Source organism: Duganella aceris, assembly GCF_011090165.1.
Classification (GTDB): Bacteria; Pseudomonadota; Gammaproteobacteria; order Burkholderiales; family Burkholderiaceae_D; genus Rugamonas; species Rugamonas aceris.
In genome coordinates this window covers 123,384-141,450 of record NZ_JAADJT010000010.1, presented here as the reverse complement: position 1 = coordinate 141,450, position 18,067 = coordinate 123,384, and the positions used below count along the sequence as shown (strand labels likewise).

The 18,067-nt window shown below is 65.2% G+C and carries 15 protein-coding genes; 11 read left to right on the top strand and 4 right to left on the bottom strand.

The window, feature by feature from the left end; genetic code table 11:
* The first annotated feature begins 1 nt into the window (after position 1).
* The 3 genes from GW587_RS21605 to GW587_RS21595 are packed head-to-tail and all read left to right on the top strand — an operon-like array spanning position 2 to position 2,886.
* Complete coding sequence (locus GW587_RS21605) at positions 2–1,129, top strand: ABC transporter ATP-binding protein (protein WP_166106671.1); 1,128 nt, start codon at positions 2–4, stop codon at positions 1,127–1,129.
* Between the two features lie 12 nt (positions 1,130–1,141).
* Entirely contained in the window at positions 1,142–2,053 is a 912-nt protein-coding gene (locus tag GW587_RS21600; protein ID WP_166106670.1) for an ABC transporter permease subunit, read from the top strand.
* On the top strand, positions 2,050–2,886 hold the full coding sequence (locus GW587_RS21595) for an ABC transporter permease (protein ID WP_166106669.1): 837 nt from the start codon (positions 2,050–2,052) through the stop codon (positions 2,884–2,886). The genes GW587_RS21600 and GW587_RS21595 overlap by 4 nt, the downstream gene beginning before the upstream one ends.
* Here the strand turns inward: GW587_RS21595 and GW587_RS21590 are convergent.
* The gene (locus GW587_RS21590; RefSeq protein WP_166106668.1) at positions 2,883–4,019 is read right to left on the bottom strand and encodes an MFS transporter; all 1,137 of its coding nucleotides are present in this window, start codon (positions 4,017–4,019) and stop codon (positions 2,883–2,885) included. The two genes, GW587_RS21595 and GW587_RS21590, sit on opposite strands and share 4 nt — an antisense overlap.
* A complete protein-coding gene (gene pdxR, locus GW587_RS21585) occupies positions 4,016–5,530 on the bottom strand; it encodes a MocR-like pyridoxine biosynthesis transcription factor PdxR (RefSeq protein ID WP_166106667.1) in 1,515 nt (504 codons plus the stop codon). The genes GW587_RS21590 and pdxR overlap by 4 nt, the downstream gene beginning before the upstream one ends.
* 104 nt (positions 5,531–5,634) lie before the next feature.
* On the opposite strand from pdxR, the gene GW587_RS21580 reads away from it, so the two are divergent.
* The 8 genes from GW587_RS21580 to tal all read left to right on the top strand — a co-directional run bounded on the left by GW587_RS21580 (position 5,635) and on the right by tal (position 14,938).
* Positions 5,635–6,387, top strand: a complete 753-nt coding sequence (locus tag GW587_RS21580; protein WP_166106666.1) for a gamma-glutamyl-gamma-aminobutyrate hydrolase family protein — start codon at positions 5,635–5,637, stop codon at positions 6,385–6,387.
* A gap of 19 nt (positions 6,388–6,406) precedes the next feature.
* On the top strand, positions 6,407–7,777 hold the full coding sequence (locus GW587_RS21575) for a glutamine synthetase family protein (protein ID WP_166106665.1): 1,371 nt from the start codon (positions 6,407–6,409) through the stop codon (positions 7,775–7,777).
* Positions 7,778–7,787: 10 nt separating this feature from the next.
* Positions 7,788–9,182, top strand: a complete 1,395-nt coding sequence (locus GW587_RS21570; RefSeq protein ID WP_166106664.1) for an aspartate aminotransferase family protein — start codon at positions 7,788–7,790, stop codon at positions 9,180–9,182.
* A 7-nt stretch (positions 9,183–9,189) separates the two neighbouring features.
* Complete coding sequence (locus GW587_RS21565) at positions 9,190–10,677, top strand: aldehyde dehydrogenase (RefSeq protein ID WP_166106663.1); 1,488 nt, start codon at positions 9,190–9,192, stop codon at positions 10,675–10,677.
* Positions 10,659–12,014 (top strand): type III glutamate--ammonia ligase, encoded by a 1,356-nt coding sequence (gene glnT, locus GW587_RS21560; protein ID WP_166106662.1) that lies wholly within the window; start codon positions 10,659–10,661, stop codon positions 12,012–12,014. The genes GW587_RS21565 and glnT overlap by 19 nt, the downstream gene beginning before the upstream one ends.
* A gap of 147 nt (positions 12,015–12,161) precedes the next feature.
* Positions 12,162–13,178, top strand: coding sequence for a phosphogluconate dehydrogenase (NAD(+)-dependent, decarboxylating) (gnd, locus tag GW587_RS21555; protein WP_166106661.1), 1,017 nt, complete (start codon positions 12,162–12,164; stop codon positions 13,176–13,178).
* A gap of 12 nt (positions 13,179–13,190) precedes the next feature.
* Positions 13,191–13,874 (top strand): HAD family hydrolase, encoded by a 684-nt coding sequence (locus tag GW587_RS21550; RefSeq protein ID WP_166106660.1) that lies wholly within the window; start codon positions 13,191–13,193, stop codon positions 13,872–13,874.
* Complete coding sequence (tal, locus tag GW587_RS21545) at positions 13,871–14,938, top strand: transaldolase (RefSeq protein ID WP_166106659.1); 1,068 nt, start codon at positions 13,871–13,873, stop codon at positions 14,936–14,938. The genes GW587_RS21550 and tal overlap by 4 nt, the downstream gene beginning before the upstream one ends.
* A gap of 92 nt (positions 14,939–15,030) precedes the next feature.
* Here tal and tkt read toward each other — a convergent pair whose 3' ends face one another.
* Positions 15,031–17,103: a transketolase gene (gene tkt / locus GW587_RS21540; protein ID WP_166106658.1), complete on the bottom strand. Its 2,073-nt coding sequence runs from the start codon at positions 17,101–17,103 to the stop codon at positions 15,031–15,033.
* A 73-nt stretch (positions 17,104–17,176) separates the two neighbouring features.
* Complete coding sequence (gene panB / locus GW587_RS21535) at positions 17,177–18,025, bottom strand: 3-methyl-2-oxobutanoate hydroxymethyltransferase (protein ID WP_166106657.1); 849 nt, start codon at positions 18,023–18,025, stop codon at positions 17,177–17,179.
* Between the last annotated feature and the right edge of the window lie 42 nt (positions 18,026–18,067).

Sequence of the window (18,067 nt, the reverse complement as noted above, 5' to 3'; positions counted from 1 at the left end):
CATGACCATAGAGCGCGCTGCTGAACCCTTTCTGTTGATCCGCAACCTGATTAAGGAATTCGACGGCGTCCGCGCCGTCAACGATGTCTCGGTGGGGATCAACAAGGGTGAGATCTTCGCGCTGCTTGGCAGTTCCGGCTGCGGCAAGTCGACGCTGCTGCGGATGCTGGCCGGCTTCGAGACGCCGACCCAGGGCGCGATCACGCTGGGCGGCAAGGATATCGTCAATGTGCCGCCGCACCAGCGCCCGATCAATATGATGTTCCAGTCGTACGCGCTGTTCCCGCACCTGTCGGTATGGGACAACATCGCCTTCGGCCTGCGCCGCGACGGCCTGCCGAAGGAAGAAATCGCGACGCGCGTCGAGCAGATGCTGGCGCTGGTGCAGTTGGGCGCCTACGGCAAACGTAAGCCGCACCAGCTGTCCGGCGGCCAGCAGCAGCGCGTGGCGCTGGCGCGCAGCCTGGCAAAGCGGCCGCAGTTGCTGCTGCTGGACGAGCCGCTGGGCGCCCTGGACAAGAAGCTGCGCGAGCGCACCCAGATGGAGCTGGTCAGCATCATCGAGGAGGTCGGCGTGACCTGCGTGATGGTGACCCACGACCAGGACGAGGCGATGAGCATGGCGACCCGCATCGCGGTGATGAGCGAAGGCCGCATCCTGCAGGTCGGCGCGCCGGGCGAGATCTACGAGACGCCGAACTGCCGCTTCGTCGCGGACTTCATCGGCAGCGTCAATCTGTTCAACGGCAGCGTGGCGGTCGACGAGCCGGACCACGTCATCGTCGATACGCCGGAGGGCCGGCACTACGTCACCCACGGCATCACCGGCACGATGGGCATGCCGGTGTCGGTGGCGGTGCGGCCGGAAAAAATCGCGCTGCAAGCCGAGGCGCCGACGCTGGAACAGCGCGCCGTCGCCGGTGAGCATGGCTACAACTGCGTGCAGGGCGTGGTCACCGCGCTGGCCTACTTCGGCAACGAGACCAGCTACCACGTGCGGCTCGACAGCGGCATGGTGCTGAAGGTCACGCGCACCAACGCGGCGCGCCATGACGACTCGGCGCTGAAGCGCGACCAGCGCGTCTTCGCCTGGTGGGACGGCGCCGACGTCGTCGTGCTGACCAGCTAAGGCGGAGCGGGCATGAACTTTGTAAAAAATTTACTGACACTGCGATGGATCACCGGCCGCCGCGTCGTGATCGCCGTGCCGTTCGTGTGGCTGGCCTTCGCCTTCCTGGTGCCGTTCCTGATCGTGCTGCGCATCAGCTTCACCGAGGCGGACAACGGTGGCAACCCGTTCGGCACCCTGATGACGCTGGTGGACGGCGTGGTCACGCTGAAGGTCAAGATCTCCAACTACCTGTTCATCGCGGAAGATGAGCTGTACGCGGTGACGTATCTGAACTCGCTGAAATTCGCCGCGGTCACGGCGGCGCTGTGCCTGATCATCGGCTACCCGTTCGCCTACTTCATGGCGCGCGCCAAGCCGACTATGCGGCCGGTGCTGCTGATGCTGGTGATGATGCCGTTCTGGACCTCCTTCCTGCTGCGCATCTACGCATGGAAAGGCATCCTGGCCAATCACGGCATCCTGAACAGCTTCCTGATCGGCGTCGGCGCGATCAGCGAGCCGCTACATCTGATGAACACCCAGTTCTCGCTGATCATCGGCATGGTCTACGCCTACCTGCCGTTCATGATCCTGCCGCTGTACGCCAATCTGGTGAAGATGGACGTGCGCTTCCTCGAAGCCGCCGCCGACCTGGGCGCCACGCCGTTGCAGGCGTTCTGGCGCATCACCGTGCCGCTGTCGAAGTCCGGCATCATCGCCGGCACCATGCTGGTGTTCATTCCGGCGGTGGGCGAGTACGTGATCCCGGAACTGCTGGGCGGTCCGGAAACGCTGATGATCGGCCGCCAGCTGTGGGATGAATTCTTCACCAATAACGACTGGCCGCTGGCGTCGTCGGTGACGGTGGTGGTGATCATGCTGATCCTGGTGCCGATGGCGATCTTCAATAAATACAAGGCGGACCAGGAGGCACGGTCATGAGCAATTTCGTACAGCGCTGGTTCGGGCGCGGCTGGCTGTCGCTGGGCTATCTGTTCCTTTACCTGCCCATCATCGTGCTGGTGGTGTTCTCGTTTAACAGCTCGCGTCAGGACATGGTGTGGAGCGGTTTCTCCACGCAGTGGTACGCGGAGCTGATGAACGACTCGGAGATCATCAGCGGCTTCGGCCTGTCGCTGCGCATCGCGCTGTTGACGGCCTTCGCTTCGGTCACGCTGGGCACCTTCGCCGCCTTCGTGCTGCATCGCTACCAGCGCTTCAGCGGCCGCACGCTGTTCGCCGGCATGGTCAGCGCACCGCTGGTGATGCCGGAGGTGATCATCGGTCTGTCGCTGCTGCTGATGCTGGTGTCGGTGCAGAAGCTGTTCGGCTTCCCTGAGCGCGGCCTGATGACGATCTGGCTCGGCCACACGCTGCTGGGCATGGCCTACGCGGCGGTGGTGGTGCAGTCGCGCCTCCAGGAGATGGACAAGTCGCTGGAGGAAGCGGCGATGGACCTGGGATGCAAGCCGTACCAGGTGTTCTTCCTGGTGACGCTGCCGAACATCAAGCAGGCGCTGGGTTCCGCGTGGCTGCTGACGTTCACCCTGTCGCTGGACGACGTGGTGTTGTCGGCCTTCCTGTCCGGTCCCGGCTCGTCGACGATGCCGATCGTGATCTTCTCGCGCGCGCGCCTGGGCCTGGACCCGCGCGTCAACGCGGTGGCGGCGTTGACCATCCTGGTGGTGTCGATCGGTGTGATCGCATCGAGCCTGTACATCGCGCGCGCCGAGCGGCTGCGCCAGAAGCAGGTTGCCGCTGCGGCCAAGGGCTAGCCCCGCTTATATTCCCACCACGCGCTGGCGATGAAGATCGCCGCGCCGCACCACAACACGGCCGGCAGCGCATTGATGCCGGCCGTTTGCATGAGAACGCCCGTCAGCAAAGGCCCGCCGGCGCTGGTGATGCCCCAGCTGGCATTGACCACCGCGCTGGCGGCGACCAGCGACTGGCCCTTGAAGCGCTCACCGCACGCCACCAGCGACAGCATGTAGATCGCGCCCGCCGTCGCGCCCAGCATCAGCAGCAGCGTCCACCATAGCCACGGCGTGCCGGCGGCGAAGGGCAGCGCCGGCAGCAGCACGCAGACCGCGATGCCGCAGCCGACGTGCACGCGGCGTCGCCCCAGGTGATCCGCCAGCCAGCCGAAGGCGAATTGCAGCGCCGTGTCGCCAACCAGGACCACCGTCGCCGACAGCAGCGCCAGTTCGGTGACGATCCCTTGCCGCATCGCGTACAGCGGCAACAGGCTTAGCGCCAGCGTATCGAACAGCGCGAAGAACGCTGCGCCGATGGCGATCATCCACATGCGCGGCAGGATGCGTTGCCAGGCCACGTGCGCTTCGTCGTCGGCGCCGTGGCCGGCGTCGCTGATCAGCAGCATGCCGGGTAGCGCGAGCAGGAATAGCGCACCGCAGGAGGCGAACGGCAGCGCGATCCGGTTGGCGACGCCCGCCACCAGCGCGGGGCCGATCAACTGAAAGAGCGTGAAGCTGGTGGTGTACATCGCCACCACGCGCCCGCGCGAATTGACCGGCGCCAGGCGGTTGACCCAGGCCTCGCCGATGGTGAACAGCACGCCCATGCAGGCGCCGAACACAAAGCGCAGCAGGCCCCACAACAGCAGGTTGTCGGTGGCCTCCATCAGCGCGGTGGACAAGCCGCCGGCGACGATGGCGCCTATCATGCAGCCGCGCGGACCGTGGCCGGCCACCCAGCGCGAGACGAAGGGCGCCGCCGCCAGGATGCCGAAGGCGCTGACGGCGGTGATGATGCCGATGATGTCGGTGCCGACGCCGCGCTGGTGCAGCGTCAGCGCGGTCAATGGGATGGTCGCGCCCAGCCCGAGGCCGACGACGCCGATGCTGGCCACCAGCGCGATGAAGTCGCGCCACGGCATGGTCTTCAAGCGTCCACTCCCGATATGATGATGGCCGCCAGCAGCGGGGCGCATTCGGCGATCTTCTCGAGCGTGCAGTAAGCGTAGCCGACCAGCAGGCCGCGACGCACCGGCGGCTTCAGAAAGTAAGCCGACAGCGCCTTGACCTGGATGCCCGCGTCGGCGGCGCGTTGTTCCAGCGCGACGTCGTCGACGTCGTCCGGTAGCTCCAGCACCAGGTGCAGGCCGGATTCCTCGCGCGAGATGCTCACCGGCTGGCCGTCCAGACGCTGCTCCAGCGTGCGGCGCAGCAGCTCGCGCCGTGCGCCGTAGATCTGGCGGATCTTGCGGATGTGGGTGGTGAAGTGGCCCAGCCCGATGAAGTCCGCCAGCGCCGCCTGCACCATCAGCTGGCCGGGCCGTTGCAGGTCGTACAGCGCGCTCTTGAAGGCGTCGATCAACGCCGGCGGCACCACCAGGTAGCCGACCTTGATGCCGGGGTAGATCACCTTGGAGAAGGTGCCCATGTAGAGCACGCGGTCGTCGTGGTCCAGGCCCTGCAATGCGGCCAGCGGACGGCCGGTGTAGCGGAACTCACTGTCGTAGTCGTCCTCCAGTATCCAGGCGTCCTTGTGCACGGCGACGTCGAGCAGTTCGCGGCGGCGTGCGAGGCTCATCACGGCGCCGGTCGGATACTGGTGCGATGGCGTCACGTAGATCAGGCGCGGCCTGGTGGCCAGGTCGGCGGCGTCGAGCGCCATGCCGTCGCCGTCGACCGCGATCGGGCGCAGTTTCAGTTCGCGCGCCTGGAACGCGCGGCGCGCGCCCCAGTAGCAGGGGTCTTCGATCCAGGCGGTATCGCCGGCGTCGGCCAGCAGTTGCGCGCACAGGTCAAGCGACTGCTGGGTGCCGGCGGTGATCATCACCTGCTCGACCTCGACCTTGACGGAGCGCGACATGCGCAGGTATTCGGTGATGGCCTGGCGCAGCGGCAGGTGGCCGCCGGACTGGCCGTAGTCCAGCAGCGCTTCGGGCGCCTCGCGCCAGACGCGGTTTTGCAGCCGCTGCCACAGCTTGAACGGGAACGACGAGAAGTCCGCCTCACCGGCGAACGGCTGGATCTCGAAGCGCGGACCGGCCGCGTAGCTGGTCAGTTCCTGCCCGCGCCGCGAAAGGTCGGCGGGCCGTTCGCCTGTGCGCGAGCCCGCGCGCGGCGGCGGATGGCCAACGCGTGGCGTCGCGCCGGACCCGCGCATGCGCGCGCTGTGCGCCTGAAGATCGGCCACATAAGTCCCGCTGCCCAGCGTACTGCTGACATACCCTTCCGCCGCCAACTGCTCGAACGCGGCGATCACCGTATTGCGCGATATGCGCAGGTCGCGCGCCAGATCGCGGCTGGACGGCAGCTTGCTGCCGGCGCCGAGCTGCTGTCGATGGATCGCTGCCTTGGCGGCTTCGTACAAGCGGCGTTGCTGCGGCAGACGGGGATGGAAATCGGCTTGCGCCAGCGCGTGGCCAAGCAGATCGGAGGCGGGTGACATGAAAGTGGTTCTAGTGTTTATCAATAAGTGGCACTCGCAATGATACCAAATTCGGCATATCATTGACACAAATCTAATAGATCAAACCACAGATGAAAGCCCTTATGCGCCGTCCCATCGTCTTGGTCCCCGCATGCGTCAACCAGATCGGCGCCCATCCGTATCACACGGCGCAGCTGAAGTACGTCGCCGCCGTCGCCGATGGCGCGCACTGCGCGCCGCTGATCATTCCGGCGCTGGGCGCCGCCACCGACATCGAGGCGCTGCTGGCGGTGGCGGACGGCGTCATGCTCACCGGCTCCCCGTCCAACGTGCACGCCGGCCTGTATGGCGAAGCGCTGCTCGATCCATCGTTGCCGCTGGACCCCGCGCGCGACGCCACGATGCTGCCGCTGATCCGCGCCGCGATCCAGCGCGGCATTCCGCTGCTGGCGATCTGCCGCGGTTTCCAGGAGATGAACGTGGCGCTGGGCGGCACGCTGCATCAGGCGGTGCACGACGTGGAAGGCATGGCCGACCACCGCGAGAAAAAAGAGCACACGCTGGAGCGACAGTACGCGCCGGCGCATCGCGTGCTGCTGGAACCCGGCGGGCGCCTGGCGCAAATACTGGGCGGCGCCACCGGGATCATGGTCAATTCGCTGCATGGCCAAGGCATCAATCGGCTCGCGCCCACCCTCGCGGTGGAGGCGCGCGCCGACGATGGATTGGTCGAGGCCTACCGCGTGGAGGACGCCATTGGATTTACGCTCGCGGTACAGTGGCACCCTGAATGGCGCCTTTCTGAAAATCCCGATTCGATCAAATTGTTCTCGGCCTTCGGGGAGGCCTGCACCGAGTATCAACACCACCGATAAAAACAAACGAGAGAAGCGCATGGCAATTCGAGAAAATTTTACCTACACCGATATGGACCTGTGGCTCAACGAAAAGCGTGTCACAGAGATTGAATGCCTGGTGCCCGACTTGACCGGCGTGGCGCGCGGGAAGATCCTCCCGCGCGGTAAGTTCACCCAGGAGCGCGGCATGCGCATCCCGGAAGCGGTGCTCGGCATGACCGTGACCGGCAATTATCCGACCGAGGATGGCGGCTACGACCGCGCCATCTCCGCCACCGACCGCGACATGATCCTCAAGGCCGATCCGACCACGATCACCATGGTGCCGTGGGCGACCGATCCGACCGCGCAGGTGATCCACGACTGTTATTTTTCCGACGGCCGTCTGGTCGATTTCGCGCCGCGCTCCGTGCTGCGCCGCGTGCTCAAGCTGTACGAGGACAAGGGCTGGAAGCCGGTGGTGGCGCCGGAACTGGAGTTCTACCTGACCGCGAAAAACACCGATCCCGATCTGCCTTTGAAGCCGCCCATCGGCCGCAGCGGCCGCGCCGAAACCAGCCGTCAGGTGTACAGCATCGACGCGGTCAACGAGTTCGACCCGCTGTTCGAGGACATCTACGACTATTGCGAAACGATGAACCTCGACGTCGATACGCTGATTCACGAAATCGGCGCCGGCCAGATGGAGATCAACTTCCTGCACGGCGATCCGTTGGGCCTGGCCGACAAGGTGTTCTTCTTCAAGCGCACCTTGCGCGAAGCGGCGCTCAAGCACGACATGTACGCCACCTTCATGGCCAAGCCGATGGCCGGCGAGCCGGGTTCGGCGATGCATGTGCACCAGAGCGTGGTCGACGTCAAGACGGGCAAGAACATCTTCAGTTCCGACGACGGTTCCGCCGCGCCGATCTTCAAGCATTACATCGGCGGCCTGCAGCGCTACATGCCGTCGGCGATGGCGATCGTCGCGCCTTACGTGAATTCGTATCGCCGCATCGTGCGCCACACTGCGGCGCCGATCAATATCCAGTGGGGTATGGACAACCGCACCGTCGGTTTCCGCGTGCCGGAATCGGGCGTGCAGGATCGCCGCGTCGAAAACCGCATCATCGGCGCCGACGCCAATCCATACCTGGCGCTGGCGGTGACGCTGGCCTGCGGCTACCTCGGCATGACCGAGCAGCTGGAGCCGACGCCGATCACCGTCGCCAGCGCCTATGACCTGAAGGTCGAGCTGCCGCAAGGCCTGCCGGAAGCGCTGCAACTGCTGCGCGGCGAGGACAAGCTGCGCAGCGTGCTGGGCGACCGCTTCATCGACGTCTACGCCGCGATCAAGGATCTGGAACACCAGGAATTCATGACCGTGATCAGTCCGTGGGAGCGCGAGCACCTGCTGCTGCACGTTTAAAGGAGGCGACATGACCATTAAAGAATTCGATACCGCCACCATCCAGAAGCTGGATACCGCGCACTTCATGCATCCGTTCACCGACCACAAGTCCCTGGGCGACAAGGGCGCGCGCGTGATGGTGCGCGGCGAGGGCATTTATCTGTGGGACTCGGAGGGCAACAAGATATTGGACGGCATGTCCGGCCTGTGGTGCGTCAACGTCGGCTACGGCCGCACCAGCATCTCCAAGGCGGTGTACCAGCAGATGGAGACGCTGCCGTTCTATAACAGCTTCTTCAACACCACCAACGTGCCGGCGGTGCAGCTGGCGGCCAAGCTGGCGCAGATATCGCCGCCGCAGTTCAATCATGTGTACTTCACCGGCTCCGGCTCGGAAGGCAACGACACCAATCTGCGCATGGTGCGCCGCTATTGGGATGTGCGCGGCTACAAGGAGCGGCACACCATCATCAGCCGCCACAACGCCTATCACGGCAGCACCGTGGCCGGTGCTTCGCTGGGCGGCATGGAGGGCATGCATGCACAGGGCGGGCTGCCGATTCCGGGCATCGTGCATATCGGTCAGCCGAATTACCTGGAGTCCGGCCGTGGCATGACCGAGGACGAATTCGGTATCGAGGCCGCGTCATGGCTGGAGAAGAAGATTCTCGAAGTCGGGCCGGAGAAGGTCGCGGCTTTCATCGGCGAACCGATTCAGGGCGCCGGTGGCGTGATCATTCCGCCCGCCAGCTACTGGCCGGAGATCCAGCGCATCTGCGACAAATACGAAGTGCTGCTGATCGCCGATGAAGTCATCTGCGGCTTCGGGCGACTCGGCAAATGGTTCGCGTCCGAGCTGTTCGGCATCAAGCCCGACCTGATCACTTTCGCCAAGGGCGTGACCTCGGGTTACGTGCCGCTGGGCGGCGTGCTGGTCGGCGACCGCGTGGCCAAGGTGCTGATCGAGCAGGGCGGCGAGTTCAATCACGGCTTTACGTATTCCGGCCACCCGGTCGCGTGCGCGGCGGCGCTGGAGAATATCCGCATCATCGAAGACGAGAAGCTGGTCCAACGCGTCGCCGATGAAACCGGACCGTATCTGAAGCAGCGCTTCGCCGAACTGGCGCACCATCCGCTGGTGGGCTACGCCGACAGCTGCGGCTTCGTCGCTGGCCTGAACCTGGTGCGGGTCAAGGGCGTGACGGTGCACGACAACGTCACCTTCGACGAGTCGCTGGGTGTTGGCATGGTCTGTCGCGGCTATATGTTCAACAACGGCATGATCATGCGCGCCGTCGGCGACCGCATGATCATCGCGCCGCCGCTGGTGATGACGACGGAGCAGATCGACGAGATGGTGGCGCTGATCCGCCACTGCCTGGATCTGACTTACGCCGATCTCAAAGAGCGCGGCTGGGTATAAGGAGAGAGTGATGACGACATCGTGGCATGAACGGGCGGCGGCCTTGCAGATCGACGGCCGCGCCTTTATCGACGGGCAGCGCGTATGGGCCAGGTCGGAACAGCAGTTCGAAAACCTGTCGCCGATCGATGGCCGCAAGCTGGGCATGGTGGCGCGTTGCGACGCGGCCGACGCCAATGCGGCGGTGGCTTCCGCGCGCCTTGCCTTCGAAGAGCGCAGCTGGGCCGGCAAGTCGCCAGCGCAGCGCAAGCGTGTGCTGATCAAGTTCGCGGACCTGATCCAGAAGTATGGCCCCGAGCTGGCGCTGCTGGAGACGCTGGATATGGGCAAGCCGATCAAATACAGCCAGAGCGTGGACGTGGGCGCGACCGCCAACTGCATCCGCTGGTACGGCGAGGCGATCGACAAGATCTACGACGAGATCGCGCCGACCGCCGCCAACAGCCTGGCGCTGATCACGCGCGAGCCGGTGGGCGTGGTGGCCGCCATCGTGCCGTGGAATTATCCGATGATCATGGCGGCGTGGAAGATCGCGCCGGCGCTGGCCGCCGGCAACAGCGTGATTCTCAAGCCGTCGGAGAAGTCGCCGCTGACGGCGCTGCGGCTGGCCGACATCGCGCTGGAGGCGGGGATTCCGGCCGGCGTGTTCAATGTGCTGCCGGGCTACGGCCACGAAGTCGGCGCCGCGCTGGCGCTGCACATGGATGTCGATTGCATCGGCTTTACCGGCTCCACCCGCGTCGGCAAGCAGATCCTGCAAATGGCCGGCCAGTCCAACCTGAAACGCGCCTGGACCGAATTGGGCGGCAAGTCCGCCAACATCGTCTGCGCCGATTGTCCTGACCTGGATGCGGCGGTGGCGTCGGCCATCGGCTCCATCTACTTCAACCAGGGCGAGAGCTGCAACGCGCCGTCGCGCCTGTTCGTGGAAGCGTCGATCAAGGATCGTTTCATCGAGAAGGCACTGGCCATGATGCCGAAGTTCCAGCCGGGCGATCCGCTCGACGCGAACACGGTGATGGGCGCGATCGTCGATGCGACGCAGCTCAAGACGGTGATGGGCTATATCGAATCCGGTCACTCGGATGGCGCCAGGCTGTTGTGGGGCGGCCGCCAGGTGGATGGCGAAAGCGGCGGCTACTACATCGAGCCGACCTTGTTCGACCAGGTCGACAGCACCATGACTATCGCGCGCGAGGAGATCTTCGGGCCGGTGCTGTCGGTGCTGAGCTTCACCGACCTGAAGGAGGCGGTCAAGCAGGCCAACGCCACCAGCTACGGCTTGCAGGCCGCCGTCTGGACCTCCGACATCAGCAAGGCGATCCAGACCGCGCGGGCGCTGCGGGCGGGCACGGTGCACGTCAACCAGTACGACGGCGACGACATCACCGTGCCGTTCGGCGGCTACAAGCAGTCAGGTAATGGCCGCGACAAATCGCTGCACGCATTCGATAAATACACCGAACTTAAAACCACATGGATACAGATCGGCTAGAAAACCTGCAAGGCGAACTGGCGGCGCAGGGCGTGCGTTACGTGTTCGCGCAGTTCACGGACATCCATGGCACGGCCAAGGGCAAGCTGATACCGCTGGCGCATCTCGGCGATATCGTGTCGCCGGGCGCCGGCTTTTCCGGGCCGTCGATCTGGGGCACCGGCCTTCCGCGCAACGGCCCGCGTTCCGAGTACTACGGCCGCGCCGACCTGTCGACGCTGCAGCCGATGCCGTGGCTGCCGGGCTATGCGCGCGTGGCGCTGGACGGTCACGTGGCCGGAGAACTATTCGACGCCTGTCCGCGCCAGGTGCTGCGCCGGCAGGTGGCGCGGCTGGCGGCGCATGGCTGGACGCTGAACGCCGGTCTGGAGCCGGAGTTCTTCCTGCTGCAACAGGGCGCCGGCGGCTACGACGCCGAAGCCGCCGATACGCTGGAAAAGCCCTCCTACGATACCAAAAGCCTGCTGCGCCGCCGCGTCTTTCTCGACAAGCTGACCACGTCGCTGGACCAGTGCGGACTTGGCGTGTTCCAGATCGATCATGAGGACGCGACCGGCCAGTTCGAAGTCAACTACAAGTACGCGGATGCGCTGAAGGCGGCCGACAACTTCATGCTGTTCAAGATGGCGGCGCATCACATCGCCGAAGAAGAGGGCATGCTGTTCTCGATGATGCCCAAACCGTTCGCCGACCGTCCGGGCAGCGGCTTGCATTTCCATTTGTCGCTGGCGGACGCGCAGGGCCGGCCGGTGTTCGCGCTGGATGGCGGCGCGGAGCCGGGCGGGCGTGGCCTCGGCTTGTCGCCGCTGGCCTATCATTTCATGGCCGGCCTGCTGCGCCATGCGCCGGCGTTGACGGCGCTGTGCGCGCCGACGGTCAACTCGTACAAGCGCCTGATGTGCGGGCAGTCGCTGTCCGGCACCAGCTGGGCGCCGGCCTTCATCGGCTACGGCGACAACAACCGCACCGTGGTGGCGCGCGTGGTCTATCAGCGCATCGAATGGCGCCTGCCGGACAGCTCGGCCAATCCCTACCTGGCGCTGGCGGGCGTGATCGCCGCCGGCCTGGATGGCATCGAGAACCGGCTGGAGGCGCCCGATCCGGTAGACCAGGATGTCTACCAGATGAGCGATGCGCAGCGCGCGGAGGCCGGCTTGAAGATACTGCCACAGAATCTCGGCGAAGCCGTCGACGCGTTGAAGGCCGACACCGTGCTGGCCGCTGCGCTGGGCGGGGAGATCGTCAGGGAATTCACCGCGCTGAAGAGCGCCGAATGGATCGAATACAGCCAGCATGTCAGCGCGTGGGAGACGGCGCGCTATCTCGACCGCTTCTAGTTCGGATACAAATCTGTACATATCCGGCTCCACTATGTGTCCCAGCGAACCGAAGTGACCGAATCCTGAGCCTACACTTTCAATCGCGCCCGCCGGCATGCAGTCCGACGCGCGCCTTTGACAGGTGTACAACGCTAAGGAAACGATATGCAAATCGGCATGATAGGACTGGGGCGCATGGGCGCCAACATGGTATGGCGTCTGGCCCGCGACGGTCATCAATGCGTGGCGTATGCGCGCCACGCGGAGACCGTCAACGCGGTGCTGCGCGACGGCGTCACCGGCGCCTCGTCGCTGGAGGACCTGGTATCCAAGCTTGAAACGCCGCGCGTGCTCTGGCTGATGGTGCCGGCGGCCGCCGTGGATTCGACGCTGGATGTGCTCAAGCCATTGCTGTCGCCGGGCGACATCATCATCGACGGCGGCAATTCCCACTACCAGGACGATATCCGCCGCGCCGAACAGCTCAAGGAGATGCAGCTGCATTATGCCGACGTCGGCACCAGCGGCGGCACGCATGGTCTGGAACGCGGCTATTGCCTGATGATCGGGGGGGAGAAGGATATCGTCGAGCATCTGAAGCCTTTGTTCGTGACGCTGGCGCCAGGCCATGCGGCCGCCGCGCCGACGCCCGGCCGCGACAAGCCTGACAGCAGCGCGGAGCAGGGCTTCCTGCACTGCGGTCCGAGCGGCGCCGGCCACTTCGTCAAGATGGTCCACAACGGCATCGAGTACGGCATCATGGGCGCCTATGCCGAGGGCTTGAACATCCTGCGCAACGCCAACATCGGCAAGCTGGAACATGAGGTCGATGCCGAGACCACGCCGCTGCGCAATCCGGAACACTTCCAATACGATCTTGACCTGGGCGAAATCGCCGAGGTGTGGCGGCGCGGCAGCGTGATCAGCTCCTGGCTGCTGGACCTGACGGCCGACGCGCTGCTCAAGGATCCGCAACTGGACGCCTTCGCCGGCCGCGTCTCCGATTCCGGCGAGGGACGCTGGACCATCAACGCCGCCGTCGACGAGGGCGTGCCGGTGCCGATCCTGAGCGCGGCGCTGTTCCAGCGTTTCAGCTCGCGCGGCAATGGCGATTTCTCGGGCAAGGTGCTGTCGGCCATGCGCGCCGGTTTCGGCGGCCACGCCGAAAAGCCCGCCAAGTAAGGCGGTATCGCGATGACCGACGATATCGTGTTCCTGATCGATTGCGACAACACGCTGATGGACAACGACCGCGTGCAGCAGGATTTGCGCGAGCATATGGAAAAGCAGTTCGGCGCCGAGGCGCGCGACCGCTATTGGAGCATCTACAACGCGCTGTTCGCGGAGCTGGGCTATGCCGATTATCTGGGCGCCTTGCAGCGCTACCGGCTGGACGCGATGAACGATCCCAAGCTGCTGCTGATGGCGGGCTGGCTGATGAACTATCGCTTCGCGGATCGCCTTTATCCGCAGGCGCTGGAGGTCATCAAGCATCTGCGGCAGTGGGGCAAGGTGGTGATCCTGTCCGACGGCGACGTGGTGTTCCAGCCACGCAAAGTCGAGTATTCCGGCCTGTGGGATGCAGTGGAGGGCAATGTACTCATCTACATCCACAAGGAGACCATGCTGGAGCAGATCGAACTGGCTTATCCGGCGCGCCGTTATGTGATGGTGGACGATAAGGTCCGCATCCTGGCGGCGATGAAGGAGGGTTGGGGCGAGCGGCTCAGCACCGTTTTTCCGCGCCAGGGACATTATGCCTTCGCGCCCGACGTCGCCAGCTTCACCATGCCGGATCTGACGGTCGAACGCATCGGCGATTTGCTTGATTACGATTTAGCGGCCTTCAGCGGCCGGCAGAAGGAGACCATATCATGAACCCCGCAATGCGCTTGTACGAAATGGGCCAGAGTCTTTGGCTGGACAATATCACCCGTGGGCTGCTGACCAGCGGCACGCTGGAGAAGTATATCCATGACTATGACCTGAAGGGGCTGACGTCCAATCCGAGCATTTTCGAAGCGGCGATCCATGGCGCCGATTTTTACGATGAGGCTATCCGCACCAAGAGCGCGGCGGGGCTGAAGGGCGAGGCGCTGTTCCTGGAGCTGGCGCTGGAGGACTTGCGCGCCGCCGCCGATCTGTTCCTGCCTATGCACGTGGAGACGCACGGTCTGGAGGGCTGGGTGTCGATGGAGGTGTCGCCGCTGCTGGTGCATGATGCGGACGGTACGCTGGCCGAGGCGAAGTCGCTGCACAAGAAGCTGCAACGGCCGAACGCCTTCATCAAGATTCCCGGTACGCCGGAGGGCGTGAAGGCGATCGAGGAGGCCATCTTCGCCGGCATTCCGGTCAATGTGACGTTGCTGTTTTCGCGCGAGCATTATCTGGCCGCGGCGGAGGCTTACTTGCGCGGCATCGAGCGGCGCATCGAGCAGGGGCTTGATCCCAAGGTGGCGTCGGTGGCGTCGCTGTTCGTCAGCCGCTGGGATGCGGCGGTCAAGGACAAGGTGCCGGATGAGCTGAAGAACAAGCTGGGGATCGCGGTGGCGGGGCAGACCTATGCGGCGTATCGGGAGTTGCTGGCGTCGCCGCGCTGGAAGCAGTTGGCGGAGCAGGGGGCGCTGCCGCAGCGCCTATTGTGGGCCAGTACCGGGACCAAGGATCCGGCGGCGTCGGATATTTTGTACGTGCAGTCGCTGACTGCGCCGAACACCGTCAACACCGTGCCGGAGAAGACGCTCTTGGCGTTTGCGGATCATGGCGTGGTCAATGGCAGCATGCCGACCGAGGGTGGGGGGGCGGAGAAGGTGTTGAAACAGTTCGCCGAGGCGGGTATCGATGTTGCTGCGCTGGGCGCTCAGCTGCAGACCGAGGGCGCCGAGGCGTTCAGCAAATCGTGGAAGCAGTTGCTGGATGTGATCGCTGAGAAGAGCCGGTGATCCGTCATTCCCGCGCAGGCGGGAATCCATACGGCGCGTGAGGAGACGCGTTCTATGGATTCCCGCTTTCGCGGGAATGACGGGGTAGGCGGCTATTGGTTGTTCTTGCCGAGGACCGCCTGCGCGCGCAGCAGCACATTTTCCACGCTGTAGCCGTATTCGCGCAGCAGCTTGTCGCCCGGCGCGGAGGCGCCGAAGTCTTCGATCGACAGCACGTCGCCGCGATCTCCCACATAGCGGTGCCAGCCCTGCGCCACGCCGGCTTCAATCGCCAGCCGCGCCGTCAGCGCCGGCGGCAGCACCTGGTCGCGATATTCCTGCGGCTGCTCGTCGAACAATTCCCAGCTCGGCATCGACACCACGCGCGCGCGCACGTTCTGCTCACGCAGTGCGGTCTGCGCCTGCAAGGCCAGATCGACTTCGGAGCCGGTGGCGATCAGCACCAGTTGCGGCTCGCCGCCTTCCGCCTCGCTCAGCACATAGGCGCCGCGACGCAGGCCGTCGGCCGGTGCGAACACCGTGCGGTCCAGCGTCGGCAGATGCTGGCGCGTCAGCACCAGCGCCACCGGACGTCCCGCTGATTGCACCGCGACGCGCCACGCTTCGGCGGTCTCGTTGGCGTCCCCAGGACGGATCACCACCAGTCCCGGCATCGCACGCAGGCTGGCCAGATGCTCGATCGGTTGGTGCGTGGCGCCGTCTTCGCCCAGCGCGATGCTGTCGTGCGTGAACACGTACACCACCTGCAAACCCATCATCGCCGACAAGCGCAACGCCGGCCGCAGATAATCGGAGAACACGAAGAAGGTGGCGTTGAATGGAATCGCGCCGCCGTGCGCGGCGATGCCGTTGCAGATCGCCGCCATCGCATGTTCGCGCACGCCGAAGTGCAGGTTGCGGCCGGCGCGGCTCCAGCCGCCGCCGTTCGAACCCTGTCGGTCGCCGGTGCTGTCGTCCATGCCGTCCGGCTGGAAGTCGCCGAAGTTCTTCAACGCGGTGAAGGTCGACGGATCCAGGTCGGCCGAGCCGCCGATCAGCGCCGGCAGCTTCGCCGCGATGGCGTTGGCCACCTTGCCGGCGGCGGTGCGGGTGGCGACACCCTTGGCGTCGGCCGGGAATACCGGAATGTCCCCGTCCCAGCCTTGCGGCAGGCCGTCGGTGCCGCCTTTCATCAGTAGCGTCAGCTCCTGCGCCAGCTCGGGGAAGGCCAGCGCATAGGCATCGAGACGCTCGCGCCATTCGCCTTCGTTGTGGCCGCCGCGCGCGCCGGCGTTGGTGAAGGGCTTGCGCGCTTCGTCGGGGATCAGGAAGGCCGGCTGCTCCGGCCAGCCCAGCGCGCGCTTGGTCAGCGCCACTTCGTCGGCGCCGAGTGGCGAGCCGTGCGCGTCGATCTTGTCCTGCTTGTTGGGCGAGCCGAAACCGAGGTGACTGCGCACCAGGATCAGCGAGGGCTTGTGCACTTCGGCGCGCGCAGTGGCCAGCGCCTGCTCGATGGCTTCAACGTTGTTGGCGTCCGTGACCGTCAGCGTTTGCCAGCCGTAGGCGGCGAAGCGCGCGGCGCGGTCTTCGCTGAAGGTCATGTCGCTGCCGGCCGACAGCGTGACCTCGTTGTCGTCATACAGGTAAATCAGTTTACCCAGTTTCAGGTGGCCCGCCAGCGACGCCGCCTCCGACGCGATGCCTTCCATCAGATCGCCGTCGCTGACGATGCCGTAGGTGTGGTGGTCGATGACGTTGTGGCCGGGACGGTTGTAGCGCGCCGCCAGGTTGGCTTCGGCGATCGCCATGCCGACGCCGTTGGCGAAGCCCTGGCCCAGCGGCCCGGTGGTGATCTCGACGCCCGGCGTCACGCCGCGCTCCGGATGGCCGGGGGTGATGCTGTCCCACTGGCGGAATTGCTGCAGCTGTTCCAGCGGCAGTTCGTAGCCGCTCAGGTGCAGCAGGCTGTAAAGCAGCGCCGAGCCGTGGCCGGCCGACAGCACGAAGCGGTCGCGGTCGAACCAGTGCGGATTGGCGGGATGGTGTTTCAGGAAGCGCGTCCACAGCACGTAGGCCATGGGCGCGGCGCCAAGCGGCAGGCCGGGATGGCCGCTGTTGGCTTTTTGAACCATGTCGACGCTGAGAAAACGTAGCGTATCGACGCTGAGTTGATCGTTGCTGTTCATGCCGTAGTCCTTCAAAGGGGAGCCTCCGCCCAGTGTAGACCCGGGCGGGGCGCCGCTCTGTACGGCATACAACTTAGAAGCAATGCTCCAGTGCGGGGAAGCTGCCGTCCTTGACGGCGGCGACGTAAGCGGCGATGGCGGCGTCGATGCTGGTCTGGCCGTCCATGAAGTTCTTGACGAAGCGTGCCTTGCGGCCCGGGAACACGCCCAGCAGGTCGTGCATCACCAGCACCTGGCCGGAGCAGTCGGGGCCCGCGCCGATGCCGATGGTCGGTATCGCCAGCAGTTCCGTCACTTCCTTGCCCAGCTGCGAAGGGATCGCCTCCAGCACCAGCACCGAAGCGCCGGCGGCCTGCATCTTCAGCGCATCGGATTTGAGCAGCTCCGCGCTTTCGGTGGTCTTGCCCTGGACCTTGTAGCCGCCCAGCTGGTGCACCGATTGCGGCGTCAGGCCGAGGTGGGCGCAGACCGGGATCGCGCGCTCGGTCAGGAAGCGCACGGTGTCGGCCAGCCAGGCGCCGCCTTCCAGCTTGACCATGTGGGCGCCGGCCTGCATCAGCTGCACGGCGTTGGCGTAGGCGGTTTCCGGCGTGCCGTAGGCGCCGAACGGCAGGTCGGCGACGATCAGCGCCGACTTGGTGCCGCGCGCGACGGCGGCGGTGTGATACGCGACTTCGGCCACCGTCACCGGCAGCGTCGATTGGTGGCCGTTGCAGACCATGCCCAGCGAGTCGCCGATCAACAGCATCTCGACGCCGCAGCGGTCCATCAGCGAAGCGAAGCTGGCGTCGTAGCAGGTCAGCATGGTGATCTTTTCGCCTGCGGCGCGGTGCGCGTTCAGCGTCGGGATGGTGACGGCCTTGGTGGCGGCCGATTTGACCGGTGCCGGCGTGGTGGCGGCGGGCTTTGGGCTCGCGGCCATTTCATTACCTTGCAAATAACCAGACATGATGGTTCCTTTAGT